Raw genomic sequence first — 25,598 nt, forward strand, 5'->3', positions numbered from 1 at the left:
GGGGAGTTCTTTTATTACCAGCACGTTAGCGGGCAACGTACGATAAAGTCTCCTTTTTTATCCGCCGGGGGAGTTGCCTTTGACCCCAAACATTGCGTAACATTGTGTTAATCATGGAAAACGCACGACCCAATCAGCACTTACGAAAAAACCCTGGCTTTGGCGGAACCCGCTCACAATCAGGCAATGGGTGGTTAGACCGGCTCGACACCGGGTTGGGCAAACTCCCTCCGCAGGCTACCGACCTCGAAATGGCTGTACTGGGAGCCCTCATGATTGAGAAGGATGCCCTCTCGGCAGTTATTGACATTCTGAAGCCGGAGAGTTTCTATAAAGAAGCCCACCAGCGTATCTACAACGCCATTCTGAACTTATTTCAGAATTCAGAACCCATCGATCTGCTCACGGTAACCCAGCAGCTCCGCAAAACGGGCGAGCTGGAGTTTGTGGGGGGAGCGGGTTATGTTTCTGAGCTGACCATCAAAGTCAACTCAGCAGCCAATATTGAGTACCACTCGCGGGTTATTTCGGAGCATTCGCTCAAGCGGGCTATGATTACCATGGCCTCCACCATCCTGCGCGACGCCTACGAAGATACCACGGATGTTTTTCAGTTGCTCGACCAAACCGAACAGTCGCTGTTTCGGATTTCGGAGTCGAACATCAAGAAAAACTACGCCGACATGGGCACCATTGTTCGGCAGGCCCTCAACGAGCTGGAAATCAAGAAAAACAATAAGGATGGTTTGACCGGCATTCCGTCGGGTTTCAGCGCGCTCGACCGGCTTACCTCCGGTTGGCAACCGACCGAATTGGTTATCCTAGCTGCCCGACCGGCTATGGGGAAAACTGCATTCGTTGTGTCAGCACTCCGAAATGCCGCCGTCGATTTTGGGCAGCCGGTTGCTATTTTCTCATTGGAGATGTCGGCCGTGCAGCTGGTTAATCGTTTGATTTCGGCCGAAGCAGAAATTGACAGTGAAAAAATTAAGAAAGGAAACCTGGCTCCGCACGAATGGACCCAGCTTCACCATAAAATTCAGCGACTGACGGAGGCCCCAATTTTCATTGACGATACCCCCGCCCTGTCGATTCTGGAACTACGCGCCAAGTGCCGCCGTCTGAAAGCTCAGCACGATATTCAGATGGTCGTGATTGACTACCTCCAGCTGATGCAGGGCGATAATAGCAAGGGCAGCAACCGTGAACAGGAAATTGCATCGATTTCGCGGGCGTTGAAAAACCTGGCGAAAGAGTTGAATGTCCCCGTAATTGCCCTTTCACAGCTGAGCCGGGCCGTTGAAACCCGGGGTGGCGACAAAAAACCACAGCTGTCTGACCTTCGGGAATCGGGTTCTATCGAGCAAGACGCCGACATGGTTATGTTCCTCTACCGGCCTGAGTATTATAACATTACGCAGGATGAAGCCGGTAACTCTACGGCCGGCATCGGTGAGGTGATTGTGGCGAAAAACCGTTCGGGCTCACTCGACACCATTCAGCTCCGGTTCGTCAACCGTTTCACCAAATTCTGCGACCTCGATACGTATTTCGATCCGGTACCGCAAGGACAAGGTTTCCCAAGCAATGTAACGGGTCTGAGTAGCTTCGACAGTGGCCCCGTTGGTGGGTTCCCCCCCGTAGGCCCATCAGGCCCCGGCGGTATGCCCCCAATCCCGCCCACGGGAGGCACTTTACGCAGCCGCGCCAACGATTTATCAAACTTTGGCAACGCCGACCCCAATCAGCAGACGCCGTTTTAATCAGGAGAAGGCAACAGGTAAAAAGGCAAAGGGGGCTAACGTATGTTTATCACATGCATTAGCCCCCTTCGCCTTTCCCCCTTATCCTTTTTCCTATAAACTGTAATATACCACCAGCCGTGGCCGGTTGGCGGGGGTTGGATGCTCACTTGTACAGAACTGCAAAGCGCGGTACGGGGGCGCGGGCGACTCATCCTGCAAACGCAGTAGCCACCCAAAATTAGTGGCCGGATTGGCGACCATAGACGCCACCTGACTTTTCACATCAAGCTTCTGATACACGCCCGGTTGCGACTCAGCCGACGGAACGGCTATCTGTCCGGCGGTTGTGCTCGTTGGGCGTGTAGCGTAATTCAATGTGGTCTGATCCCAGGCCGAGGTCACACGCTGCAGATACACCGGATTGTTGCCGGTGTTAGGCGATGGCGCAAACCAGGGAATATCGTAATAGGTCAGTCTCAGAAACGCACTGTCGATACGCGCCGTTGCTGGAATAGCGGATAGATTGAATCGCAGATAGCTTTGGTAGGTAAGTGGTGTTCCGTCTGTAGTCCAGGCCCCTACCGCCATGCCGTACCCAGCCCCGGTAACAGCTGTAGTACTGTAGGTCGACGTAAACGCGTCCTGCCCTTCGCCGGTTGCGGGCTGAAGCGTCAGCATCTCAGAGGCCAGTGCTGGTTCACCGGGGCAGGCAATCCGGGTTCGAACGAAGTTGCCTGTGTTGTCGACCGTTACACGCCAGCAGTACCCGTTGGGCGACCGCATAATTACCCCCGAACCAATGTTGTCGATGTACACATCGCCCGCGCTTACGTGCAGGCTCGACCGGGGGTCGGAGTTATTAATGCCTATCCGACCATTGAGTCTTAGCCAGCCCGTAGCGGTCGAGCTACCGGGTACAGTTGCTCCGGCCGGTGCCGTTGAGCCCCCCGGCGAGGTGGGGTCGGGAATACCGGCCTGCCCGAAACTAACCCCGACCGACTGCCCCCAAAGTAGCAGTATCAGCCCGATCCATCGCTGCGTGCGTACATGTTGTTTCATAAAGACTCAAGGGGTTACATGGTATGGTTAAAATTAGGCCCGGCGCGTCAGCAAAACTACATTTTCGACGTGGTGCGTGTGCGGAAACATATCAACCGGTTGCACATTACTTACCTGATACGCTTCGTCCAGAATAGCCAGGTCACGAGCCTGCGTTGCCGTATTACAGCTCACGTACACAATACGCTTGGGCGCAGCCTTGAGTAACTGCCGGGTAACAGCCTCATCCATGCCTGCCCGGGGCGGATCAGTAATGACCACATCGGGGTGGCCGTGTTGATCCATGAAGGCGTCAGTGAGCAACTCTTTCATATCGCCCGCGTGGAAATTCACATTCGTGATTCCATTGACCTGCGCATTCACACGGGCATCTTTCACCGCATCTTCGACGTACTCAACCCCCACCACCTGCCGGGCCTGCCGGGCCACAAATAACGCAATGGTGCCGGTACCGGTGTACAGGTCATACACCAGCTCCTGACCGGTTAGCCCAGCCCATTCGCGGGCAACTTTGTATAGATTAAACGCCTGACCGGCATTGGTCTGATAGAACGACTTGGGCGCCACCCGAAATGTCAGCGGGCTTCCGTCGGCACTGTGGCCATCGTTCATCTGCTCTTCAATGTAGGGCGTACCCGCATAGTTTATCACCTCCAGGTCGCCGTAGGTGTCGTTCTTTTTGGTATTGATGATGTAGTTGAGCGACGTAATCTGCGGAAACTGTTCGAGCAGATAATCGAGCAGGTGCGCCAGCCGATCGGGGTTATCCTGCGCTACCTGCATGGTCACCATCACCTGTCCCGTCGATTCGGCCGTGCGGATAATGAGCGTACGAAGGTAGCCAACGTGGGTTTTGAGGTTATACGCGGCCAGATTGTGCGCGTGCATGTATTCCGAAACCGCCAACCGAATTGCATTGGAAGGGTCCGGCTGTAGGTAGCAATGCCGAATGGGCAGCACCTTATCGAACCGGCGCGGAATGTGAAAGCCCACCACCCGCTGATCGATGCGTTCGTCGGAGGTTACCTCGGCCTGCGTCATCCAGCGCCCTTCGGCAATGGTAAATTCAAGTTTGTTCCGGTAATACTGCCGTACGTCGGCCGGCATAATTGGCCGAATAGACGGCAACGCAACCTTCCCGATCCGCGTAAGGTGATCAACGACCTGTTGTTGCTTAAACGCCAGTTGCTCTTCGTACCGAATGTGTTGCCATTTGCAGCCTCCGCAGGTGCCAAAGTGTTCGCAGAACGGCTCAGCCCGGACGGCCGAATACGAATGAATCCGCTCGGCAACAGCCTCACGGTACTGTTTTTTCACATTAACAATGCGCAGATCGACCACATCGCCCGGAGCCACTGCCGGATGGCCCGGCCCGGCTTCCACAAAAATTATCCCCTCTGGGGTACGCACTAAGCACTTCCCTTCGGCAGCTACCGCATCAATTTGTACGCCTTCCAACCGTTGGGGTGCTTTATGACTCCTTCTTCGCATAATACCTGAATAAAATGCTAAATTAACCCACATTTTGGACCTGTGCAGATTGGAAAACGTTTACTCATGCCCACTTTTTACCAACAGACTCGTTCTAAGCTACTTATCGCCGTCCTGTTCCTGCTAAGCTGGACTACCGCACGGGCTACTCACATCGTGGGCGGTGAACTGGAACTCCAGTATCTGGGGGCTTCCAGCACGTTCTCGCACCGCATCAACATGAACCTTTATTTCGACGATATCAACGGAAACCGGGGGGCCGTCGATCCGACTGTGTTCGTGTATGTTTTTCGGAAACGCGACAACGGACTTGAAGGGCGCGTAGCCCTGCCACTCGTGGGCGATACGTTTGTCAATTACACCAACGCGGCCTGCGCCATCGGCAACCTGCGTACCAGATTGCTCCGATACAGTATCGATGTGACGTTCACCAACAACTTCAGCGATCCTGAAGGATACTACATGGTTTGGGAACGGTGCTGTCGCAACAACTCGATCGCGAATATTATCAATCCGGGAGGGGCGGGTTCTACGTTCTGGCTCGAATTTGCTGCACCCTGGCAGAACAGTCGGCCGTTTGTCAACTCCACGCCTTCGTTCGGTGTTGCCAAAGGCGACTACATCTGCACCAATCGGCCGTTTAGCTTTGATTTCAGCGCCCGCGATACCGACGGCGACAGCCTTGTGTATTCGATGGCTACGCCCCTCAACGGCTTCAGTACAGCCACCGTACCCGACCCCAGCCAGAGCAATAGTGTACGTGGAGGCCCCTACCCGCTTGTCAGTTGGGCACCGGGCCTGTCGGCCACCAATGCTATTCCGGGAACGCAACCCCTCCGCGTCGATCCACGCACGGGCCTACTTACCGTTGTGGCTAATACACCGGGACTGTACGTTTTCTCGGTATTGGTAGAGGAATACCGCCGAACAGCCGGTCGAGCTCCGGTGCGGATTGGGCAGGTCCGGCGCGATTTTCAGCTGCAAGTGGTCGACTGCCCACCCAACGACCCACCCCGGATTCTGATGAAACCACAGGGCGCGAAAGACTATTACAAGCGTGGCACGGTACTGACCATCAGCGAAGCCGACCAAAACTGCCTCACGCTGTTCCTGACTGACCCTAACCCCAACCAGCGCATCACGATTACCAACGCCAGCGGCACCCTGCCGGGCCTCTCGCTTACCCCCAACATCGTCACCACCCGTACAAGCACCGATACCGTCAGGGCCGAGTTCTGCTTTGGTCGCTGCCTCACCAACGGGGTGAGCGGTCGGGTAACGCTCGCGATTCGGGCTACCGATGAAAGTTGCCCGCAGGGCCTGACCGATACCCTGCTGGTTCAGCTCAACGTTATTGCCGCGCCCATCAACCGGCCACGGGTGGTTACCACGCTCCCGCAAGACAAGGCTCAGGTGACCGTAGGCGGTTCACTTTCGTTCAACGTGGTCGGCACTGATCAGGACAACGACATTGTATCCGTACAGGCCATTGGGCGGGGGTTTACGCTGGCATCGGCCAACATGAATTTTGCCACTGGCTCGGGCACAGGGCGCATTACCCAGCCGTTCGTCTGGCGTCCGAGCTGCACGCAGGCCACACGCGGCAAATACCTGGTCGATTTTGTGGTAACGAAAACTCGATGCAACCGTACCCTCCGCGATACCGTCACCGTCGACCTGACGGCCGTGGGCCTGCCCAGCCAACCGCCCACCATCCGCACCAGCCTGCCCAATCCGGTCATTGAGCTGACGCTGAATCCGGCCGATGAGACCCGCTCGTCCATTCAGTTCGATGTGTTGGGCAATGACCCCGACCGCGACTCCATCCGGCTCACCGGTACCGTTCGTGGGGGTAGTATGGCCGATTTGGGCGTCAACTGGCGCGATTTGTTTGGCCGGCCTTCTCTTCAATCGGGCTTCCTGTGGCAACCGTCCTGTGAGCTGCTGCAAGGCAAAGAGGAAGCTACCTTCGTGTTTGACTTTGTGGCCGACGACCGGAGCTGCCAGCCCAAGCATGCCGATACAACCTCGGTAACCGTTCGTCTGAAAAACCCGACCGTGGATTACACCCTGAATATTCCGAACGTATTTACCCCCAACAACGACGGCATCAATGACTACTGGTCGGTAGCCGACCTGCCCGCCGACAATTGTTCCGAGCAGTTCCAGTCAGTCGAGATTGTCAATCGGTGGGGACAGGTGGTGTATCGGTCCAAAGACCGCAACTTCCGCTGGACGGGTGCCAACACAACGCCGGGGGTGTACTACTATCTCATCAAGTACACCCGACAGCAGTGGAAAGGCACCGTAACCCTATACAGGTAGGGGGTAAAAGCCGGTATCACGCGGCATAGTGCCTATCTTTGCGGTTTAACGTTACCCACTCTATGCAACAAAAAGTTGTCCTGATCACCGGCGCTTCGTCCGGAATTGGGCGGGCGCTTGCCTTTGCGTTCGGAAAAGAAGGAGCCTCCATCGTGATTTGTGCGCGCAAGGCCGATGCGCTGACCGCTGTCAGTCAGGAACTGACCGAAGCAGGCATTGACAACCTCGCCCTCACGGCCGACGTCAGCGTGCAGGCCGATGTCGTCAAACTGATTGATGAAGCCGTAGCGCATTATGGCCGGTTGGATGTTCTGATCAACAATGCCGGGATTACCATGCGCTCGATGGTTGTCGACGCCGACCCCGAGGTATTCCGCAAAGTAATGGACATCAATTATATGGGCACCGTGTACGCGACCCGCTACGCCCTACCGCACATCCTGAAAACGAAAGGTTCGATTGTCGGCATTTCGTCGATTGCGGGGTATCGGGGCTTACCTGTCCGGGCGGGCTATTCGGCGTCCAAATTTGCCATGAATGGCTTTCTGGAGGCTCTCCGCACCGAGTTACTGCATTCGGGCGTACACGTGCTGACAGCATGCCCAGGCTTTACCAGCTCGAATATCCGAACGGCCGCTCTCGATGCATCGGGGCACGAAGCGGGTGAGACCGTGCGCGACGAAGAAAAAATGATGAGTGCCGAAGAGTGTGCCGACCATATTCTGCGCGCGGTAAAACACCGGAAACGCGAGCTTGTTCTGACAGCACAGGGCAAACTGACCGTTTTCCTGAACAAACTTTTCCCGAAACTCACCGACACCCTCGTGTACAACACACTGGCGAAAGAAAAGAACTCTCCCCTGAAACGGTAGGCTGCGGAGCTTTTGCGTTACAACGCCCCTTCTAAATAAGCCAAACCTGATCTTTACGGACGTAGTACAGCCGGTCGTTCCAGAAGATCCGAAGCCAGATATCCTCACTGCCGAGAATATTCACCTTATGGCCGCGCCCAATCACCTCCGACACGGGCGCGGCCGCCGAAGGTTGTTGCCGCAGATACACGCGGTCACGGCTCGTAATACCCGACCGGTAACCTTCGGGTAGATTAACAAACAGAAGCAGCGTAATCAGGTACAAAAGTACCACCCACTTGTGCCGGGCGGGCGAAAATTCCTTGCGGGCCATTTTCAGCACGAGTATCACAAAAACGTATATACCCAGCCCAAGCAGAAAGAGTAACAGGTAAATGCCGTACTGCTTGTAGAATAAATAAAAATAATTGAGGTCGTCGGTTTCATAACCAATCAACCCATTCGAGCGAGCCACCTCATTCATCTTCCGCAGCACGGATTCATTTGGGTGACGATCAAAAAAAATTTGCAGGTAGAAAAGAACCCGGGCCGGATCGTTGTTGCGCTCGGCGGCATACGCCAGTTTAAGCAGCACCGGATCGGTAGCCATCTGACCCTCAGCTAATGCCGCTTCGTAAAGCAGAACGGCATCGTCTAAACGACCCAGCGCAAAGAGCGAATCGGCCGTTCGTAAGGGCACCGCGCTCCAGCTTGTCAACCCAAGTTGACAAAGAAAAAAAACGAGAAATAGGCTTTTTTTGAGAGTAGGGGCTTGCATTGAATAAATAAAGGGCATACTTTTGCACCACGATTTCAGAAAGCAGTCACGATTGCCCACTGAAATACAAAAGTAATCGATCTGGTAGCTCAGCTGGTAGAGCAATACACTTTTAATGTATGGGTCCTGGGTTCGAATCCCAGCCGGATCACCAAGAAGCCCCGACCTCGGGGCTTTCGTATGTTTAGCCAGTTTGACAATCCCCGCGTTTAGCTGGTAGAGCAATACACGTTTACTGTATGGGTCCTGGCGGTCGGCCGCTGCCGGTCGAATCCCAGCCGGATCACCAAGAAGCCCCGACCTCGGGGCTTTCGTATGTTTAGCCAGTTTGACAATCCCGGGTATAGGACAAGTTTCTTTTTCTGACCGGTCGGCGGTCCGGAGGGTTACAGGATAAACAGGATTTTCTTGGGACTCAATAAATCCTGTTTATCCTGTAATCCTGTCAGAATATTTTTTGGTAAAGCTGCGGTAATGAACTTCTGCTACACCCAGCAGAACAATACACGTTTACTGTATGGGTCTTGGCGTCACACACGTTCTTATCCAGTGCACGACAGCACGCAAAAGGGCCGATAGACTGAGAACGGTACGTCCACTATCTATCGGCCCTGTGTGTAAACTATCGGATCTGTTTAGAACGGCAAATCGTTGGTTTCCTCATCGAATGACGAGCTGCTGAACGGCATCGGCGACGAAGCCGCTCGTGCCTGCGGAGCCGACGCCCCCGACGACTGACGAGGTGCTCCCGCTGCTGCCGGAGCCGCACTACCATTGTCGAGTTCTACGCGCCACGCCCGAGCTTCGGTGTACCAACGCTCGTTGTATTCGCGGGACTCCACGTTAAAGGTCACTTTGAGGGTGTCGCCCAGCGCGAACTGCTTCAGATCGTCTGTTTTGTCGCCCCAGATAGACAGACACACCATCTTGGGGAATTGCGAATCAGCTGTTTCAATAACAAACTCCTGCTTTTTCCAGGCTCCGTTCCGCCCCTGACCCGTTACTTCCGGCAACAACTTGTGCAGCTTACCGACTAATTCTAATGCCATAATGATTGATTCAAAAATCGGGTTTGTAAGAGGCTGAGCCAACTGACCAGCCCCGCCCGTATGCGCTTAAATGAAGGTCTAAATTACAAAATTTTGGTCATTTTTCGGCTTTTTTTGACAAATTTTATGACCCGTTTTGCCCCTAAAATAAGCCCTCCAGCCCGTGATTACGAACTAGTTATAAGGCCGGAAGCAACTAGTTGTTAGCAGGATCATTGGGGTGAATTATCTATCTACGGGTTGACAAAGCTATTCTACTGCCCTATATTTGCACCCAGTTCAAGGAAATGGCCACGTGGTGAAACTGGTAGACACGCCATCTTGAGGGGGTGGTGCTTCACGGCATGGGAGTTCGAGTCTCCCCGTGGTCACTCTTCAAACGCCTGTAAGACAAGATCTTACAGGCGTTTTTGTGTTGCTGGGGGCAGAAAAATGGCAAGTTTCAATTCGCCGTAGCCCCGTAAAAAAATGCAGGAAAACTTACTTCCCCGGTACAATAGGACATGAAAAAACCGCCAACCTGATGGGGTGACGGTCAAGTGTATTCGCAAAGAGCTACCAACTTTGTATAGTACAACCAATCAAAAACAGGTTAATTTATACTTTCCGAAGTTGAGCGATATAACTACACTTGTGTTAAGAGCTTATTCTTTTTGTGTAAGCTCCGGTCAAATTATGAAGATCAATATAAAATTCAATTAGCATCATTTACTGTAGATGCCCATTTGTAATGCAGATAGCCGTACAGGATACCTATCATTCCGTAGGCAAATCCCATAATAGTTTTCTGTTCTAAAGTCCAAAAGCGACTTGGCCCGAAAAGCAGAAAACAAACTACGGCCAGAGCAGTGCTTATAAAAATAGATTGTATTGCTGATTGTCGATTTAGCCGGGAGTTGATTAATTCAAATGCTAGTACAAAAATCAGGTAAAAGAAAATATCACCTACGGTTAGAATCTTCAGTATATAGTAAAACCAAGCACCTTTGCCTCCCCAGCCAGGTATAAAACTACGAGCAATGCCATCGGCTATACAGCACAGTAGAACAATACCTACAATTTTCAGAAGTCGCATAGGTGCAAAAAAAAAATCGGAGTTACCCTGCTTTTACTTGACAGGTTTCAACTAATCTCTTCAAGCTCCTCGATTTGTATTTTGCGTTGACGATGGCGATTTGATAAGCGCCATTTCTTGCGCAATTCACCTTCTCGAAGATGCGCCTTCTCAGGAGTTAGATAATCACAACTAGAGTGGGGGCGAACTAAATTATACGCTTTGATAGCGCGTTCGATTTCTGCTGCTGCATGATCATGAGAGTGAAAGCCACGATTTTCCAGAATCTCCTCTTTAATAGTCCGGTTGACACGCTCTGCAATCTGATTTTCACTCGATTCATTTTGGCTCGTCATACTAATCAGAATATCATGCCCTAACAAAAGACTTGTGTATTGCTTGGAACAGTACTGAATCCCCCGATCCGAATGGTGTATCAATTTTTTTTTCCCATTAGTCCCTTTTTGAGCTAAGGCCATTCTCAAGGCTGCCACGGGGCCACCAACCCCCAAATTAGGTTTTAAGGCCCAACCAACTATTTTTTTGGAGTAGGCATCCGTGATCAAGCTTAAATAGGAAAACCTATTTACCACTTGGATGTAGGTTATGTCGCTTACCCATAACTGGTTAGGTCGATTGACTTTTACATCCTTGACCAGATTTGAGTACTTGAAGTACTGATGGTGCGAGATGGTCGTCGATACTTTCCGCGTTCGGCGTGGCACTAACAGATTATGTTCTTTCAACAGCTCTGTAAACCGATCACGACCAATCTTTATACCATGTTGGTGACACCAGTCTGCTGTCATTAAATGCAATTTTTCAGCACCTATTCGTGGTAAATCATGACGAATCGCACGTACTTGCTCCAAAAGAAGTTCATACTCCAATGTCGTTTGATCTTCTTGCTTCTGCCCATCATACCAAGCCTGGCGGCTTTTCCCAAACAGACCGCAGAGTTCACGCATACTCACCAGTGGGTGTTGCATGCTAAGTTGAGTTACTGCCTGGGACCATACTTTTTTCGAATCGGTATCTTAAACTGACTTTCTGCCAAGTCTATGACAGTGATTAATGCTTCATTCTCCAATTGGAGCTTTTTATTATGCCCCTCTAAATCAGCAATCTTGCGCTTTAGAAGTGCCACTTCATTGATGTTCTTCGGTTTCATAAGCCGGTATTTTTTAAGGTTCTCAATATGTCGTTGCTGTTTATACCGTTGGTAATAACGATTCCACCGCCTTAATATCGTCCTGGAAATTCCAACAGCTTCCAGAACCTGACGTTCTGTTAAGCTACCCATACGATATAGTTCAATAACCTGACGTTTGACTAAGCCAGTTTTTCGCTGATCTTTAACTTTTTTTAGAAAGCTGATATTCATTGAATTACACGAGAATGTCAAGCTATTTTAGGGCAATTCCGGCAGCAAAATAAACGAGATAGATGTCGAATGTTCGGAAAGGATTGAAAAATCTCATACCGAGCATAAATGCGATAGGCAGAATTAGCAAAATTAGAACGGCGGTATAAACATAGATTAACCGAACCATCATTAATGTTGTATTAGTTGCTATTAGGTTAACGCTTCAAGTATTGCAACGTACATATATCATATCACTTTTTCAAATATTAAAAAAGGCGCAGAGTTGTAATCAAGAACAGCAAAACTGGCACACTAAGCGAGCAGATCAACGTTATCATTCGTCTTCGCTTATTGGACCAGGCCGACCAGCTATAAGCAGTCAATCCAATCAGCAACAAATGCATTGGGGGAATGAGAAAGAGTGCAGGCGCCATTACAAAAATGCCATACCAAAATCCATCATCGAATAAGACGCACCACTGCCCAACAATAGCAAGTATCCAAAAAATAGATCCCGCAACTGATGCGCGAAACAGCCGATTCTGCCATTTGGAATCCTGAATTGTTGAGTACGTTATCATCAATATTCCTGTTGTGTAAGTTTGAATTGGAGAGACAATTAATTGCTAAAGTTTGGCTTTGATCTAATTATTCAAACATTTTACTATTTACGATTAACAATAGACAACGTTGATACTATTACCACAAGCCTACTCGCCTTCCGGCCGCTCCTACATACCCTGTAAAATAGGCTGCGGTGGTACCCTCATCAGTTTATGGGTCGCTTTGTAGATCGGTCGGCCGAATAGGCTTGAAAACAAGCCGCTGCATTTCCCCCCCATCGTTTGATAGGCTTATAAAACAGTGGACAAGCCCCTCCGCTAAATGCGTCAAAGCAGCTCTTTACGGATCACATGTAATGACTAACGATACCTGGTCAGGAACGTATCGGCTATCAAAGAAACCAAATGATGATGGTCACTATATGACGTGTAGACATCCATTGCCCATTGTCGTACCAGTTTGACACAATCCTGCGTCGAAGTAAGGCCTACTAAATCTGACGTTGTCAGAGTTCCTCTTTGTTGCAAAGGCGGAGGTGTCAGAAACTCTTCTTTGTTTTTCTTATACTGGTTTATAACCACACTCAACAAAGGCGTTTTTAGATAGGTCCATTGGACTTCCTTCTCAAATATCAGAAACAACCTTGTCAAATGGATATGATTGTTCCAGGGGCCATGAATCTCGCTATGCTGTAAAGCCATAGCATCCACACTTAAAAAGCGGGTTTGGTAAAAGAGGGGATTATTGAAATCAAGGAGTTCAACCAGGTGATGCGCGTTGGCGTGGCATTCATAAACGCCCCCTGCAACGTTGGCCCCACAAAACTGACAATCACCCTGATCTTGTAAGGTAATACCCTTTTTGAGCGCGTAATCGATTAAATCTTGCATAGGTCAGGTTAACGTACTTTGTGACACAAATCCTGTTGCAGCCCAAACTTTATCATTGGCCTCAACCCTACTGCTTCCTTAACCAATCGGGTTTTAGTCGAACCACAAGTTTCGCTTACTCGCCAATAAAATAAGGGCAATTATCAGGCCGACTACCGAAGCACTGGAAAAGCCAACAATGCCAAAGTAGGCAGTGACCATCAAGAGTGCGACTATAAAATTCGTGGGTTTCATTTGCTTTTTGTGGAGGTGGTGTCGCCTGAGTAGCTAAATTATACTTGTAATATACAACGCAAATAGTAACACCCCTAACTCTCCCCTATCAAACAGTCATTCATCCGTAGCTTCTCCCCTAAACAGCCGACCTCAGTCAACTCCGTTGGTGTATCTTCCCAAACCCATTCCGTCGGCTAAGCTTTGCCACCTTTTGAGCCAACGGCTAATCCAGTTTCGGTGTCGTACCTTACTTTTGAAAAATTTACGAAACGGTTCCTCACTAATTATTACGTTATATGTCTCTACACGGCCCGATTATTTCTATCGAAGACGATGACGACGATCAATTGATAATCAGCGATATAATCGGTCGGCTGGGCTTACCTAACACCGTTCGGTTTTTCCGCACGGGTCTCGATGCGCTCCAGTATCTGGCCACAACACCCGAAACGCCCTTTCTGATTCTGTGTGATATCCGTATGCCACTCATGGATGGCATCGACCTGCGCCAACGCATCAACGAGGATGATTACCTGCGCCAAAAAGCAATTCCGTTTGTGTATTATACCTCCACCAGTCGAACGGAAGACCTTCAGGAACAGGTCAATTTTGCGTACCAACTGAGCGTACAGGGCTTTTTCAGGAAAGCTTCCGGGCTGGAGGCTGTAGAAGGGCAACTCCGGCTCATCATCGAGTACTGGCAAAACTGCCTCCATCCCAACTCAACCCCGTCGGGCTGATTCACGGGCCAATGGCACACACCGCACCCTAAGAAAGAGAGCATCGCACCCGACGTAACTCGTATTTTGGTGCTACTTTTGACAGTCCAAAGTCGGGCATCAACCCATTTTCTCATGTTTTTTCAGCCCGTTGCCGGAAAGACAGGCTTCGGCCGGGGCATCTGCTCCGCTAGCCAGTTTGGTGCACACCGACCATCCTGCTACTGCAACTTACTTATTCTGTGAAGATTACCTATTTTATCACTTGTCTGCCCCCCTCCCGCCATGGCAAGTGAACTCTTTAACCGCCGGGATGTCATTGCTTATTTTATTGTCGCAGCTATTGGCGCTTCCATGCAATTGGTGGTGTGTAGTCTGCTACAGGAGTGGTTCCCTATCACGTACGTACAGGCCTTATTTGTTGGCTACGTGGTCGCGTTTGCGGCCGGTTTCTTTCTGACCAAGCTGTTTGCGTTTAACGCCCGCAACTCGGCCCAAACCAAGCGTGAAATGGTCAAATTCACGATGGTTTCCGTTATTTCATGCATTATCACGGTGTATGGGTCAGCGTGGATCTACGATTTTACGGCCACTCAATTCGACCAGTATATTTTTACGATTCCGTACTCGGTCAAAGAGGTCAATTTCAATAAACTGGGCGCGCAGGTGATCGGTATGGGGCTCAGCTTCCTGAACAACTACGTACTGCACAAGCGGTTTACATTTGCCAATACCGGCTTTTACGATAAACTGAAAGCGTTGCTCAACCTGTGATTAACGTGAATTATGGATAATGGCTGACGAGTCAGCAACTATCTGTTTAACAGCTGATTGATACGCATCTTGCCCTTAACTCACGTTAATTAAAAAGCAATCGCGAGGCCAACGTTCGATGTTGTGACCCCGCGATGGCTATTTAGTGATACTGCCAGTTTCTTAGGAATTAACGCCCAAACGCTCGTCGATTCGGCCAATTACATGCTGTAGATCCTGGTGCCGATTGGCATAATCCAGATCATTTACGTCGATAATCAACAGCTCACCAGCGGTGTATTTGCGGGCAAACTCCTCGTACAATACGTTTAGACTGTCCAGGTAATCTTCACCGATCGATTGCTCAAACGAGCGGCCCCGTTTCCGAATCTGCCCCATGAGCTTAGGCAGGTCGGCCCGGAGGTAGATCATCAGGTCGGGGGCCTGCACCGTGCTTACCATGTTGTCGAACAGGCAGCGGTAAGTTTCATAATCGCGCTCACTCATATTGCCGCTGCGGTACAGGTTGCTGGCAAAGATGTAGGCATCTTCGTAGATGGTACGGTCCTGAATCACACTCCGCCCGCTTTCGCGAATCGTTTTTACCTGCTCAAACCGACTGTTGAGAAAGTAAATCTGAAGGTTGAACGACCAGCGTTCCATGTCGCCGTAGAAGTCGGCCAGATAAGGGTTTCCTTCGACGGCTTCGTACAGGACATCCCAGCCGTAATGGTTAGCAAGAAGTTGGGCCAGCGTGGTTTTACCCGCGCCAATGTTTCCGGTAATGGCAATATGCATACGTTTGGCAGGCAATAGTACGTAAAGTTGTTGGGGTCGCACAAGACAATTGTGGGTGTCGGAGCGTCCCATTTGGGCACTCCGACACCCACAACCACTAATCTAAAAACAGAACGCTGTAAACCAAAGAGCAACACCCAGTTTTTGGTGTAAAGCCCCTCACCAAAGTTCAGTCTACAACAACAGGTCGGCAACCTCCTGCCAGTTGTTGACACGCTTGTACGCGGTTTCATCGCGGTTATGCGGGGCCGTGAACAACAGCCCCTGCCCGGCAAATGTCTCTATATTACGCGGCAGATCGTCGATCAGGTACTCGGCTCCCAGAATACTCTTGTCGCCCATAAAAATGATATTTCGCCAGTGGATATACGGAAAATACCGCGCCAGCCAGTCGTATTTCTCACGGAGGCTATTCGGAAACTCCATAGCTGCCGTGGCCACAAACACCTCGTACTTCTCCATGAGCCGGGCAATCGTGTCCTGAGCGCCTTCCATTACCGGAATATCAGCGAAGAAACCCGGCTCATAAACGTTCTGCATCAGAGTCTTGAACTCTCCTTCGTCCAGAATCTCGTGAAATGATTTTTCCCGCAATTCTTCGAGCGTGTAACGGGGGGCCTCACCCCGTAGGTAAAGCTCAGCAAACTTGCCGTAGGTGTCGGCCATGACATCATCCATGTCGATGGCAATGCGCTGTTTCATAGCAATATAAGGGCTTAGATCTTCTGGTCGGTATCAAACCCTTCGAGGTAGTCGGCAACGCGCTTTACAAACTGACCACCCAACGACCCGTCAACCACGCGGTGATCGTACGAATGCGACAGGAACATCAGCTGCCGAATACCAATCAGGTCGCCCTGCGGGGTCTCGATCACAGCGGGCTTTTTTACAATGGCTCCGAAGGCCATAATGGCTACCTGTGGTTGCAAAATGATGGGCGTACCCATGATGTTGCCAAACGTACCGATGTTCGACATGGTGTAGGTGCCATTGGCCAGATCGTCGGCGGTGAGCTTGTTTTCACGGGCCCGCTTCGAGAGGTCGTTTACCTTTTTGGTCAACCCCACCAGGTTATAACTGTCGGCATCGTGAATCACGGGCACGATCAGGTTGCCCGAGGGCAACGCTACCGCCATGCCGATATTAATGGCCTTCTTGACGATAATAGTATCGCCATCCACCGAGACGTTGATCATGGGGAAGTCCTTAATGGCCTTCACCAGCGCTTCGATCAGGATAGGCGTAAAGGTCAGGTTCTCCCCTGTTTTGCGCTTGAACTCGTCTTTCATGCGGGCACGCCACTGTACAACGGGCGTCATATCCACCTCCACAAACGAGCTCACGTGCGGAGAAATCTGCTTCGACTCCACCATGCGCTGCGCAATCATCTTGCGCATCCGGTCCATCTGGATGATGTCTGTCTGCCCGTTGAGCGATACCGAAGCGGGAGCTTTGGCCGCCGTAGCGGGAGCAGTCGAGGCTGGAGCCGCTTTGGGAGCAGGTGCTGGTATTGGTGCTACCGGAGCTACTTCGGCCGACCGGTTTTCCAGATACCCGAGAATATCTTTTTTTGTCAGGCGGTTTTCGGCTCCAGTGCCTGGAATCCGGTCAAGTTCCTCCCGGCCGATGCCCTCTTCCTTGGCAATACTCAGCACGAGGGGCGAATAAAACCGACCCGCAAACGAGGGACCATCGGCGAGGTCGGGCCGCGTACGCATCGATGCAATGCTCGACTCCAACCCCTGCGCTACCTGGAGTACTTCTGGCTCGGTCTCCTCAGGGGTTTCCTGAGCAACCGGCGTAGACGAGGTTTCGACCGGAGCGGCCGCAACAGGCGTGGCCGGTTCGGCCGAAACAGACGCTTCGGTTTCGATCCGGGCAATGGGTGCGCCCACGGGCACCACATCGCCCTCCTGCACCAGGCACTCTTTCAGAATACCAGCGTGGGTAGCAGGCACTTCGGTATCGACTTTATCGGTCGCCACCTCCAGAATGGAATCGTCGGCTTCGATTCGTTCGCCCGGCTGCTTGAGCCAGTGAATAACCGTACATTCCATGATACTCTCGCCCATTTTGGGCATCACCATGTCGACTAAGGCCATGATTAAATCGTTGTGGTTTTATGAAGTGTATGTTGATGAAGCAAGCAATTGTTCACGCACCATGTTTAGCCCGTAGGCCGTGGTGAGCTGAATATTCTGATCGCGGTACTGCCCCAGCCGGAGCAACCGGGTCACGGTTCGGTCGGGAGTGGCACAGGCAATCCAGATTGTGCCTACGGGTTTATCGGGCGTACCGCCATCGGGCCCGGCAATGCCACTCGTTGCGAGGACAATATCTGCACCCAGCGCCCGGCGAGCCCCTTCGGCCATTTGCCGAACCGTTTGTTCGCTCACAGCACCGTGCTCGGCAAGCGTGGCCGGGTCGACACCCAACTGCCCTACCTTGACGGCATTAGCGTAACTCACAATACTCCCCTGAAAATAGGCCGACGAACCGGGCGTTTTGGTGATTTGGGCGGCAATATACCCACCCGTACAACTCTCGGCTGTGCCAAACATCAGGCCGCGCTCAGTCAGCAACCGCCCCACCACAGTTTCGAGCTCGTCATTGTCAAACCCGAACACATGCTCCCCAATCAGGGGCATCACCCTGGCTACCTGCTCTGCCAGCTCACGATCGAGCCGGTCGGCATCCGTTGCTGAGCCCGTTGCGGTGAGCCGCAACCGAACCTGCCCGAAGTGAGGCAGGTAAGCCAGCCGGATGTGCGGAGGGAGCGCATCTTCCCAAGCCTCGATACGCTCGGCCAGAAACGATTCGCCAATGCCCACCGTCCGAATCATCTTGTGCTTGATGATAGGCGTCTCGAACCGTTCCTGCAGCTTTGGCAGAATCCGGTTGGTCATGAGGCTCTTCATTTCAAAAGGTACGCCCGGCAACGACACATACACCACACTACGGTCACCTTCGTTTGCCCGGTGTTCAAACCACATGCCGGGTGCTGTACCCCAGTCATTCTGAATATACTCAGCGTTGGCTGGCAAGTCGGCCTGCGTCCGGTTCAGGTCGGTCATTTCGCGGCCGCGTTTCACAAAGAAACTCGTTACCAGTTCGAGGGCCACCTGGTTCCGTACCATACCAACCCCAAAATACTCGCACAGGGTTTTCTTGGTGATATCGTCTTTGGTTGGTCCCAGCCCGCCGGTCATAATAATCAGATCAGCCCGATTGTGGGCTTCGTGCAGAGCCTCCAGAATAGCCGGGGCTCCATCGCCGACCGACGTTTTGCGCACCGTTCGAATACCCAGATTGGTAAGTTCAGTGCTGATCCACTGCGTATTTGTATCGGTTATCTGACCGAATAAAATTTCGTCGCCGATAGTGATTACCTCGGCGCGGACCATTTCTGTCATGGTTGAGGTCTAAATTTTCGCCCAAAGGCTAAACCTTTCGGGTATTTTATGCGTCAAAAGTACAAAACGCTTTATCGAATGAGAAAGAAAATTTGGTTGATGGCCCTGCCTCTGCTGTGCCTTCACGCTACATCATACGCTCAGGACACCACGACTCCCCAAAAGCCCCGTTCGGTATTTGGGCAGATTCTGGACGCCGTCACAAAACCAGCTTCGGGTGGTGCTCTCTCCAATGCCGATATTGCCAGCGGCCTCCGCGAAGCCTTGAGGGTCGGCATCAACAAAGGAGCCGATCAGGCATCGGCTACAGACGGATACTACAAGAATCCGCTCATCAAAATCCTGTTTCCGCCCGAGTTGCAACGCGTTGAAACCCGGCTCCGGCAAGTTGGCCTCGGCCCGCAGGTCGACCGGTTTGTGATGTCGCTGAACCGGGCTGCGGAAGATGCCGCCCAGAAATCGAAACCGATTTTTGTGAAGGCCATCATGTCAATGACTATTCAGGATGCCATTGGTATTTTACGTGGGCCACAGGATGCCGCCACGCAATACCTACGCCGGACATCAGGGCAGGAACTGGTGAAGGCCTTCACGCCCGACATCGATGCCGCTCTGAAGAAAAACAACACCACCAAATACTACAGCGATCTGGTCAATGCTTACAACCGGATTCCGCTGGTGCAAAAGGTGAACCCAAACCTAACCGAGTATGCCACCAATAAAGCCGTGGATGGGTTGTTTATTCTGGTGGCACAGGAGGAGAAAAACATTCGCGAAAACCCGGCCGCCCGGGTGAGCGAGATTCTCCGTCGGGTGTTTGGAAGCTAAGATCATTAGCGCAGCAACACGATCACTCAACAAAGGAGCCCAGTGATTAGCCCAGAACTGCATATTCTGCGCATCGCTGGGCTCCTTTGTTTTTCGCTGGCCCGTACGCAACCAAACGCTTTAGCCCCGACAAATCTCTCCGTATCTTTGTGCCATGAAGAAGTCAGATATTCACTTTACCGTTGAGCTGGATCCCCAGAACGTACCCGATAAAATCTACTGGGACGCCACCGATAATCCAAACGAAGGCCTGAGCGACACCCGCGCTATTGCCATTTCGATCTGGGACCATTATCATCAGGGCACGCTCAAAATGGACCTCTGGACCAAAGACATGGAGGTTCTCGATATGAAACGCTTCGTGATTGAGATCATGGACGGCCTGGCCAGCACCGTTGAGTCGGCTACGGGCGATGAGCACATGGCCCGCGACATCATGAGTCTTTGCCAGGTGTTGAGCCGCCGGGTGAAAGAAGAAATGAAACAGCAACAACAGCCGTAATACATTTGTCGTTTTTCGTGTATCGTTTTCGGCGTGAATCGGCCCGTTTTTTGCTGAGAACATGCCGAAAGCGATACACGAAACGTTTGTAATTTCCCCGTTTTGGGCTTTGATGACCAACGGCATGTTCCGTCGAACCCGGAGCCGGGCCGTCGAGATTTTCTCCTGACACTTGTACCATGAAACAATTCGCAACCTGCCTGTTGCTGCTGATTAGCCTGACCAACGTATTGGCCCAAAAGGGCGGCATTACGTTCCGAACGGAGCCAATTGATGGCATATTTGCCACGGCTCGTAGCGCGGGCAAACCCGTGTTTGTTGAGATTTACTCACCAACCTGTCATGTGTGCCAGAGCTTTATTCCGACCCTGGCCGATAGCCGGGTGGGCAAGTTTTATAACGGCAAGTATGTGAGCACCAAGCTCGACATCATGAACAAGGCAACACAGGCCTGGCTTACCAAAAAGAAGCTTTACGTGCCTTCGTTGCCCCTATTTTTGTATTTCGATAACAAGGGTAACCTAATGCACCTGGCCATGAGCAACAACTCGGCCGATGAGGTGATCCGGCACGGTACGCAAGCCCTCGACCCAGCCGCACGCGGCACCAACTTCCGGCAGCGATTTGCCAACGGCGAGCGAAATGGCAATTTCCTCATCGATTACGGTATGTTTGCCAAGGTAACTACGGATACTGTCACAAACATTCGGGTGATGGAAGAATACGCCCGGCAACAGCCTGCCAATCAGCTGGCGAGCCAGACCAACTGGCTTGTTACCCAGAAACTGGTGATGGACATGGACAACCCACTGGCCCAGAACCTGATCAACAACATCGGGCAGTACAAGGCATACGGGGCCGAAGAACCACGCAACGTAGCCGAAAACATCCTGATGTCGACCCTGTACAGCGGCCGTGGGGCTCAGTTTCCGGTGAGCAAGATTATGCAGGTTCGTACTGGCCTGACCCGAATTGGAATTGACCCCAAGGTAGCGGCCAACCGTACCCTGCTCCCCGAAGTAAACGCGTATTTCAGAGCCCGTCAGACCGCGAAGGCTGTTGCCCGGATGGACAGTCAGGCCACGAATTTTCCGCTTTCGGTGGCTGAGTATCTATACATTTCGCGGCTGTTTAACAAACAAAGCCCCGACCCAAGTGATGTACCAACAGTGACCAAATGGATCAACAAGGCCCTGAGCACCAACAAAGCTACAATTCAGGAGCAGGCTGATCTGTATTACGAGCTGGCGCAGGCCCAACACCGTGCAAACAAAGACGCCGAAGCCCGCAAAGCCGCCCAGAAAGCGCTGGAACTCGCCAAAGCCGCCCGTATTGATACCAAACGTAATGTGCAGCAACTGGCTGAGTTGAAATAGCCATCCACTTTGGGGTCTAAGATTTATCGTTTTGGGTTTTTAGTGAATGTAATCCAGCGAGCCGTTCAAACAGACGGGATGCATTTACATCAAAAAGGGGGACCAAATAGCTTCGGTCCCCCTTTTTGATGCGTCGAGATGGATGACGTACATCATTCTCGTCAAGCTGCTTACCTCAACTCTACGGCTGAACGCGGACTTTGTCCAGGAACCCCTGCCAATCGGCGATAAGTGCTTTTTTCAGCACTCGAGGAAACTTATGCTGCCCGCCCATTTTCCCTTTTGAGTCCATCCACTCGTAGAAAAGCCGGGCTGGCACTACCGTCAGTTCGAGCCGCTTAAGGGCATGACGGCGCTCTACGGCATAATCGTCGTTTAGCTCGCAAAGCTTAGCATCGATTCGCTGCCTGAGATCATCGGCATCCACCGGGTCGTCGGTACCAATGTACCAGTGATGGCCAAACTCGCGGTCGAACGTCTGCCCGGCCACGGTAAACTCACGCACGGCAATACCGAGGTCGTCGGACACCAGCTCGACGGCCTTATTCATGTTATCGACCGACAGGTGCTCTCCGCACAAGCTCAGGAAGTGTTTGGTACGACCCGTAATCACGATTTCGGCCCGGCGTTTGCTCGTAAACCGGATGGTGTCGCCAATCAGGTAACGCCACGCGCCCGAGCAGGTCGAGATCAAGAGCGCATACTCCTGTCCTTCCTCCACATCGTCGATCATGAGCGTTTCGGGGTTTTCGACCATTTCCCCATCTGACGTAAAATTGCGCTCGTTGAACGGGATAAATTCGAAGAAAATCCCGTTGTTCAGCACCAGTTGCATCCCCTCGGCATTGGGGCGGGTTTGGTAAGCCAGAAAACCCTCCGAAGCCAGGTAGGTTTCGATGTACGCAATGGGCTTGCCCAGCAGTTTCTCAAATCCCTTCCGGTACGGCTCAAATGATACGCCACCGTGGCAGAAAACGGCCAGATTAGGCCAGATTTCGTGGATATTTTTAACGTTATAGCGGGCAATGATCTTCTCCATGAGCAGCTGAAGCCAGGCTGGTACACCCACAATAAAGCCAATATCCCAGTGAATGGCCTGCTCCGTAATTTCATCGAGTTTCAGAGCCCAGTCGCGCTCACGGGCAATGTCTTTTCCCGGCTTGTAGAACCGCTCGAACCAAAACGGAATCTGACTGGCCGTGATGCCGCTCAGATCGCCCACAAGCTGCCGCCCCCGGCTATTGAGGTTGGTGCTGCCGCCGAGCATGAGACACCCTTTTTCAAAGGTAGTCGCGGGGAGGTCGTGATACCCCGACAAGGTCAGGATTTGCCGGACGCCCGTTTTCTGGATGGCTTTTACCATCGCCTTAGTCACGGGGATGTACTTGGAGGCTGCTTCGGAGGTACCCGAGCTGAGGGCAAAATACTTCACCCGACCCGGCCAGGTTACGTTTTTCTCGCCATCGAGCGACCGGTGCCACCAGTTGGCAAACATCCGGTTGTAATCGTGAATTGGCACCAGTTTTTTATATCGCTCGTAGAAGTCCCGCTCCGAACCAAACTCCACCGACCGCAGCAGTTCATCGAAGTGATACGTCTCGCCAAAAGCCGTATATCGCGCTTTGCCAACCAGCTTACTGAAGGTCTTACGCTGCATTTTCAGCGCGTTGATCCGGCGCCGACGCACCACTTCCGTCAACCGAATGCCGCGCTTTAAAACGTTTCCCAGAAGGGCCATAGTCTTGTCAATGAAAATGTTGAATGATTACCTGTGGTGATGCTTTCCCCCGCAATCCTGCTCCGCCACCTGTTGCTCCACCGGGGCATCATCACCCCTTTTTTATAGCCCCCACTGCTGCATCTGCTCGGCCGTCGAATACGCCGTCAGGTCGTACTGACACGGCACTACAGACACATAATTGTTGGCTACCGCGTACTCGTCGGTGTCCTCAGCCTGGGCGTCGTAATTTACGAATTCACCATCGAGCCAGAAATACCGTCGACCGTGCGGATCGCGCCGTTCGTGGAAACTTTCCTCCCATTTGGCGTTAGCCTGCCGGCATACCCGAACCCCGCGCAGCGGCTCAGCCCCACGCGCCGGGAAATTTACGTTCAGAGCAACGCCCTTGGTCAGGCCGTTCTGCAATACTTTCTGGGCAATGTTGAACACGTGCTCGCGTACGTGCGAGAAGTCAGGCTGGCGGCTGAAATCACCCAGCGAAAAGCCAATTGCCGGAATCCCTTCGATGGCTGCTTCAATAGCTGCCGACATGGTACCCGAGTACAGTACGCTGATAGCGGTATTGTAGCCGTGATTGATGCCACTCACGACCAAATCGGGCGAGCGGTCTTTCAGAACGTGATGTTTGGCCAGTTTAACGCAGTCGGCAGGTGTACCGGAGCATTCGTAGGCAATTACGTCGCCGAAAATATCGGCCGGGTAAAGCCGCAGGGGGTTGGCAATGGTAATGGCGTGCCCCATACCCGACTGGGGGCTATTGGGAGCTACCACAATAACGGTACCAAGTTCCTGCATTACCTCAACGAGCGTCCGTATGCCGTGAGCCGTAATGCCGTCGTCGTTGGTTACTAAAATCAAAGGCTTTTGATGAGCCATACGAGTAGGTTATGAGATACCGTTTGGGAGTAAGCACCCGCGCTTGCCCGAAAGCAAACAGGTGACGATACCCCAACACGACAACCGGGTTAGTGTGTTGTTGCCTGACTACCGGCAAAACTCTTGTACCCCTGCCAGGGGGTGTAGCCTTCCGACTTTTTGCTGTAGTAGCCCGTGCCATCGTAGGCCCGCAACTGTGGGTCGTTGAGGCAGTCATCAGTGCAGGTGCCCTGATGCTCCCAGCCGCACTCTTCGCACATGGCTACGTGATTGTTGCAGGCCGGGCTGGCGCAGTTGACCATGCGGTCGGAGGCTTTTCCGCAACGGTAGCAGGTCGAGACAACGGTCGGGTTCACCTGGTTAACCTCCACAGCCACCCGGTTATCGAACACGTAACACTTGCCATCGAAATCTTCGCCACCCGCTTCAAGGCCGTATTTGATGATGCCGCCATGAAGCTGGTAGACATTCTGAAAACCCTGCGAAATGAGGTAGGCACTGGCTTTTTCGCACTTGATACCGCCAGTACAATAGGTGATTACCTTCTTGTCTTTGAGATGGGCGATCTCGTCGACATGCTCGGGCAGTTCGCGCAAGTTCTCCATATCGAAGGTGATAGCCCCTTTGAACTTACCCACCGAGTGTTCGTAGTTCGACCGCATATCGACCAACACCACATCAGGGTCGTTTTTGAGCTTTCGAAACGATTCGGGATCGAGGTGCACCCCCGTTCGTTCGAGCGGGTTTACGGGCAAATCAGAATGCACAATTTCGGGTTTCACCCGGACGTGCAGTTTCTGGAAAGCGTGCTGTTCGTGCTCTTCCACCTTAAACTCAAGCGCTTCGAACCGGGGGTCGGCTTTTACAGCGGCCATGTAGGCTTCGCAGTCGGCGGTCAGGCCCGAAACGGTACCGTTGAGTCCTTCAGGCGCTACAATGATGCGCCCGAGCAGATTAAGCCTTAAACAGAGTAAGTGATGCTCTTCCCGAAAGGCTTCAGGATCAGCAATTGGGGTATAGCAATAATATAGTAAAACGCGATATGGTTTCATTAGTATGGGTGCTATTTCAGACCGCAAAGATACGGCTTTCGGCGTTCAGATGTTACCTATTTGGTCGGAAGCCTTTTGGTGAACCATGGTACCCTGACCCTACTACCAACCAAAGCCGTTTATGTCTGATTACTATATACGTTTTACAAGTG

The 25,598-nt window shown here is 52.0% G+C and carries 23 protein-coding genes and 3 tRNA genes; 11 read left to right on the forward strand and 15 right to left on the reverse strand.

The annotated features are described in order from the left end of the window. The first annotated feature begins 113 nt into the window (after positions 1-113). Complete coding sequence (gene dnaB / locus RUDLU_RS0103615; RefSeq protein WP_019986988.1) at positions 114-1,763, forward strand: replicative DNA helicase; 1,650 nt, start codon at positions 114-116, stop codon at positions 1,761-1,763. A 93-nt stretch (positions 1,764-1,856) separates the two neighbouring features. On the opposite strand, the gene RUDLU_RS0103620 is transcribed toward dnaB, so the two are convergent. Continuing rightward, positions 1,857-2,804 (reverse strand): DNRLRE domain-containing protein, encoded by a 948-nt coding sequence (locus RUDLU_RS0103620; RefSeq protein WP_019986989.1) that lies wholly within the window; start codon positions 2,802-2,804, stop codon positions 1,857-1,859. 33 nt (positions 2,805-2,837) lie between these two features. Next, complete coding sequence (rlmD, locus tag RUDLU_RS0103625) at positions 2,838-4,295, reverse strand: 23S rRNA (uracil(1939)-C(5))-methyltransferase RlmD (RefSeq protein ID WP_027302726.1); 1,458 nt, start codon at positions 4,293-4,295, stop codon at positions 2,838-2,840. Between the two features lie 66 nt (positions 4,296-4,361). Here rlmD and RUDLU_RS0103630 point away from each other — a divergent pair, with 66 nt between their 5' ends. Beyond that, positions 4,362-6,620, forward strand: a complete 2,259-nt coding sequence (locus tag RUDLU_RS0103630) for a T9SS type B sorting domain-containing protein (protein ID WP_019986991.1) — start codon at positions 4,362-4,364, stop codon at positions 6,618-6,620. A 62-nt stretch (positions 6,621-6,682) separates the two neighbouring features. After that, positions 6,683-7,492 (forward strand): SDR family oxidoreductase, encoded by an 810-nt coding sequence (locus RUDLU_RS0103635; protein WP_019986992.1) that lies wholly within the window; start codon positions 6,683-6,685, stop codon positions 7,490-7,492. A 31-nt stretch (positions 7,493-7,523) separates the two neighbouring features. Here the strand turns inward: RUDLU_RS0103635 and RUDLU_RS29140 are convergent, their stop codons facing one another. Then, positions 7,524-8,171: an SH3 domain-containing protein gene (locus tag RUDLU_RS29140; protein WP_157580082.1), complete on the reverse strand. Its 648-nt coding sequence runs from the start codon at positions 8,169-8,171 to the stop codon at positions 7,524-7,526. A gap of 156 nt (positions 8,172-8,327) precedes the next feature. Between RUDLU_RS29140 and RUDLU_RS0103645 the strand changes: the two genes are divergently transcribed. Next, positions 8,328-8,403: transfer RNA gene (locus tag RUDLU_RS0103645), tRNA-Lys, on the forward strand. Positions 8,404-8,455: 52 nt separating this feature from the next. Then, positions 8,456-8,538: transfer RNA gene (locus tag RUDLU_RS29575), tRNA-Lys, on the forward strand. A gap of 346 nt (positions 8,539-8,884) precedes the next feature. Here the strand turns inward: RUDLU_RS29575 and RUDLU_RS0103650 are convergent. Next, the gene (locus RUDLU_RS0103650; protein ID WP_019986994.1) at positions 8,885-9,298 is read right to left on the reverse strand and encodes a DUF3127 domain-containing protein; all 414 of its coding nucleotides are present in this window, start codon (positions 9,296-9,298) and stop codon (positions 8,885-8,887) included. Between the two features lie 289 nt (positions 9,299-9,587). Here RUDLU_RS0103650 and RUDLU_RS0103655 point away from each other — a divergent pair. Further along, positions 9,588-9,669, forward strand: a tRNA-Leu gene (locus RUDLU_RS0103655). 323 nt (positions 9,670-9,992) lie between these two features. Here RUDLU_RS0103655 and RUDLU_RS0103660 read toward each other — a convergent pair. The 4 genes from RUDLU_RS0103660 to RUDLU_RS0103685 all read right to left on the reverse strand — a co-directional run bounded on the left by RUDLU_RS0103660 (position 9,993) and on the right by RUDLU_RS0103685 (position 13,172). Then, positions 9,993-10,373 (reverse strand): hypothetical protein, encoded by a 381-nt coding sequence (locus RUDLU_RS0103660; protein WP_019986995.1) that lies wholly within the window; start codon positions 10,371-10,373, stop codon positions 9,993-9,995. A 47-nt stretch (positions 10,374-10,420) separates the two neighbouring features. Then, positions 10,421-11,341, reverse strand: a complete 921-nt coding sequence (locus tag RUDLU_RS0103665; protein WP_019986996.1) for an IS3 family transposase — start codon at positions 11,339-11,341, stop codon at positions 10,421-10,423. Between the two features lie 11 nt (positions 11,342-11,352). After that, entirely contained in the window at positions 11,353-11,736 is a 384-nt protein-coding gene (locus tag RUDLU_RS0103670) for a hypothetical protein (RefSeq protein WP_019986637.1), read from the reverse strand. A 905-nt stretch (positions 11,737-12,641) separates the two neighbouring features. Continuing rightward, positions 12,642-13,172, reverse strand: coding sequence for a DUF5946 family protein (locus RUDLU_RS0103685; RefSeq protein ID WP_019986999.1), 531 nt, complete (start codon positions 13,170-13,172; stop codon positions 12,642-12,644). A 512-nt stretch (positions 13,173-13,684) separates the two neighbouring features. On the opposite strand from RUDLU_RS0103685, the gene RUDLU_RS0103695 reads away from it, so the two are divergent. Both RUDLU_RS0103695 and RUDLU_RS0103700 read left to right on the forward strand, forming a co-directional pair. Then, entirely contained in the window at positions 13,685-14,128 is a 444-nt protein-coding gene (locus tag RUDLU_RS0103695) for a response regulator (RefSeq protein WP_019987001.1), read from the forward strand. A gap of 264 nt (positions 14,129-14,392) precedes the next feature. Beyond that, positions 14,393-14,881, forward strand: a complete 489-nt coding sequence (locus tag RUDLU_RS0103700) for a GtrA family protein (RefSeq protein ID WP_019987002.1) — start codon at positions 14,393-14,395, stop codon at positions 14,879-14,881. Positions 14,882-15,043: 162 nt separating this feature from the next. Here the strand turns inward: RUDLU_RS0103700 and RUDLU_RS0103705 are convergent, their stop codons facing one another. The 4 genes from RUDLU_RS0103705 to RUDLU_RS0103720 form a co-directional block, all read right to left on the reverse strand. Further along, entirely contained in the window at positions 15,044-15,658 is a 615-nt protein-coding gene (locus tag RUDLU_RS0103705; protein ID WP_019987003.1) for a deoxynucleoside kinase, read from the reverse strand. Between the two features lie 174 nt (positions 15,659-15,832). Next, the gene (locus RUDLU_RS0103710; protein ID WP_019987004.1) at positions 15,833-16,360 is read right to left on the reverse strand and encodes a 5' nucleotidase, NT5C type; all 528 of its coding nucleotides are present in this window, start codon (positions 16,358-16,360) and stop codon (positions 15,833-15,835) included. Between the two features lie 14 nt (positions 16,361-16,374). Continuing rightward, positions 16,375-17,760, reverse strand: a complete 1,386-nt coding sequence (locus RUDLU_RS0103715; protein WP_027302727.1) for a dihydrolipoamide acetyltransferase family protein — start codon at positions 17,758-17,760, stop codon at positions 16,375-16,377. Positions 17,761-17,778: 18 nt separating this feature from the next. Further along, positions 17,779-19,071 carry a competence/damage-inducible protein A gene (locus RUDLU_RS0103720; protein WP_027302728.1) on the reverse strand — a complete coding sequence of 431 codons (1,293 nt, stop codon included), beginning with the start codon at positions 19,069-19,071 and terminating at the stop codon, positions 17,779-17,781. Between the two features lie 78 nt (positions 19,072-19,149). Here RUDLU_RS0103720 and RUDLU_RS0103725 point away from each other — a divergent pair, with 78 nt between their 5' ends. The 3 genes from RUDLU_RS0103725 (at position 19,150) to RUDLU_RS0103735 (ending at position 21,777) form a co-directional block, all read left to right on the forward strand. Continuing rightward, on the forward strand, positions 19,150-19,899 hold the full coding sequence (locus RUDLU_RS0103725) for a DUF4197 domain-containing protein (protein ID WP_044129851.1): 750 nt from the start codon (positions 19,150-19,152) through the stop codon (positions 19,897-19,899). A 154-nt stretch (positions 19,900-20,053) separates the two neighbouring features. Beyond that, positions 20,054-20,401 carry a gliding motility protein GldC gene (gene gldC, locus RUDLU_RS0103730; RefSeq protein WP_019987008.1) on the forward strand — a complete coding sequence of 116 codons (348 nt, stop codon included), beginning with the start codon at positions 20,054-20,056 and terminating at the stop codon, positions 20,399-20,401. 179 nt (positions 20,402-20,580) lie between these two features. Further along, a complete protein-coding gene (locus tag RUDLU_RS0103735) occupies positions 20,581-21,777 on the forward strand; it encodes a thioredoxin family protein (RefSeq protein ID WP_027302729.1) in 1,197 nt (398 codons plus the stop codon). A gap of 181 nt (positions 21,778-21,958) precedes the next feature. On the opposite strand, the gene RUDLU_RS0103740 is transcribed toward RUDLU_RS0103735, so the two are convergent. The 3 genes from RUDLU_RS0103740 to trhO form a co-directional block, all read right to left on the reverse strand. Continuing rightward, positions 21,959-23,515, reverse strand: a complete 1,557-nt coding sequence (locus RUDLU_RS0103740) for a GH3 auxin-responsive promoter family protein (protein WP_019987010.1) — start codon at positions 23,513-23,515, stop codon at positions 21,959-21,961. A gap of 102 nt (positions 23,516-23,617) precedes the next feature. Then, the gene (gene surE / locus RUDLU_RS0103745; protein WP_019987011.1) at positions 23,618-24,394 is read right to left on the reverse strand and encodes a 5'/3'-nucleotidase SurE; all 777 of its coding nucleotides are present in this window, start codon (positions 24,392-24,394) and stop codon (positions 23,618-23,620) included. A gap of 89 nt (positions 24,395-24,483) precedes the next feature. Further along, positions 24,484-25,446 (reverse strand): oxygen-dependent tRNA uridine(34) hydroxylase TrhO, encoded by a 963-nt coding sequence (gene trhO / locus RUDLU_RS0103750; protein WP_019987012.1) that lies wholly within the window; start codon positions 25,444-25,446, stop codon positions 24,484-24,486. Positions 25,447-25,598 lie beyond the last annotated feature (152 nt).

It is taken from the genome of Rudanella lutea DSM 19387, from assembly GCF_000383955.1.
Taxonomy (GTDB): domain Bacteria; phylum Bacteroidota; class Bacteroidia; order Cytophagales; family Spirosomataceae; genus Rudanella; species Rudanella lutea.

What these genes read in the sequence shown, in the direction of transcription:
- dnaB (WP_019986988.1), top strand. Translation starts at nt 114, where the DNA reads ATGGAAAACGCACGACCCAATCAGCACTTACGAAAAAACCCTGGCTTT.
- RUDLU_RS0103620 (WP_019986989.1), bottom strand. Translation starts at nt 2,804, where the DNA reads ATGAAACAACATGTACGCACGCAGCGATGGATCGGGCTGATACTGCTA.
- rlmD (WP_027302726.1), bottom strand. Translation starts at nt 4,295, where the DNA reads ATGCGAAGAAGGAGTCATAAAGCACCCCAACGGTTGGAAGGCGTACAA.
- RUDLU_RS0103630 (WP_019986991.1), top strand. Translation starts at nt 4,362, where the DNA reads ATGCCCACTTTTTACCAACAGACTCGTTCTAAGCTACTTATCGCCGTC.
- RUDLU_RS0103635 (WP_019986992.1), top strand. Translation starts at nt 6,683, where the DNA reads ATGCAACAAAAAGTTGTCCTGATCACCGGCGCTTCGTCCGGAATTGGG.
- RUDLU_RS0103650 (WP_019986994.1), bottom strand. Translation starts at nt 9,298, where the DNA reads ATGGCATTAGAATTAGTCGGTAAGCTGCACAAGTTGTTGCCGGAAGTA.
- RUDLU_RS0103660 (WP_019986995.1), bottom strand. Translation starts at nt 10,373, where the DNA reads ATGCGACTTCTGAAAATTGTAGGTATTGTTCTACTGTGCTGTATAGCC.
- RUDLU_RS0103665 (WP_019986996.1), bottom strand. Translation starts at nt 11,341, where the DNA reads ATGCAACACCCACTGGTGAGTATGCGTGAACTCTGCGGTCTGTTTGGG.
- RUDLU_RS0103670 (WP_019986637.1), bottom strand. Translation starts at nt 11,736, where the DNA reads ATGAATATCAGCTTTCTAAAAAAAGTTAAAGATCAGCGAAAAACTGGC.
- RUDLU_RS0103685 (WP_019986999.1), bottom strand. Translation starts at nt 13,172, where the DNA reads ATGCAAGATTTAATCGATTACGCGCTCAAAAAGGGTATTACCTTACAA.
- RUDLU_RS0103695 (WP_019987001.1), top strand. Translation starts at nt 13,685, where the DNA reads ATGTCTCTACACGGCCCGATTATTTCTATCGAAGACGATGACGACGAT.
- RUDLU_RS0103700 (WP_019987002.1), top strand. Translation starts at nt 14,393, where the DNA reads ATGGCAAGTGAACTCTTTAACCGCCGGGATGTCATTGCTTATTTTATT.
- RUDLU_RS0103705 (WP_019987003.1), bottom strand. Translation starts at nt 15,658, where the DNA reads ATGCATATTGCCATTACCGGAAACATTGGCGCGGGTAAAACCACGCTG.
- RUDLU_RS0103710 (WP_019987004.1), bottom strand. Translation starts at nt 16,360, where the DNA reads ATGAAACAGCGCATTGCCATCGACATGGATGATGTCATGGCCGACACC.
- RUDLU_RS0103715 (WP_027302727.1), bottom strand. Translation starts at nt 17,760, where the DNA reads ATGGCCTTAGTCGACATGGTGATGCCCAAAATGGGCGAGAGTATCATG.
- RUDLU_RS0103720 (WP_027302728.1), bottom strand. Translation starts at nt 19,071, where the DNA reads ATGACAGAAATGGTCCGCGCCGAGGTAATCACTATCGGCGACGAAATT.
- RUDLU_RS0103725 (WP_044129851.1), top strand. Translation starts at nt 19,150, where the DNA reads ATGAGAAAGAAAATTTGGTTGATGGCCCTGCCTCTGCTGTGCCTTCAC.
- gldC (WP_019987008.1), top strand. Translation starts at nt 20,054, where the DNA reads ATGAAGAAGTCAGATATTCACTTTACCGTTGAGCTGGATCCCCAGAAC.
- RUDLU_RS0103735 (WP_027302729.1), top strand. Translation starts at nt 20,581, where the DNA reads ATGAAACAATTCGCAACCTGCCTGTTGCTGCTGATTAGCCTGACCAAC.
- RUDLU_RS0103740 (WP_019987010.1), bottom strand. Translation starts at nt 23,515, where the DNA reads ATGGCCCTTCTGGGAAACGTTTTAAAGCGCGGCATTCGGTTGACGGAA.
- surE (WP_019987011.1), bottom strand. Translation starts at nt 24,394, where the DNA reads ATGGCTCATCAAAAGCCTTTGATTTTAGTAACCAACGACGACGGCATT.
- trhO (WP_019987012.1), bottom strand. Translation starts at nt 25,446, where the DNA reads ATGAAACCATATCGCGTTTTACTATATTATTGCTATACCCCAATTGCT.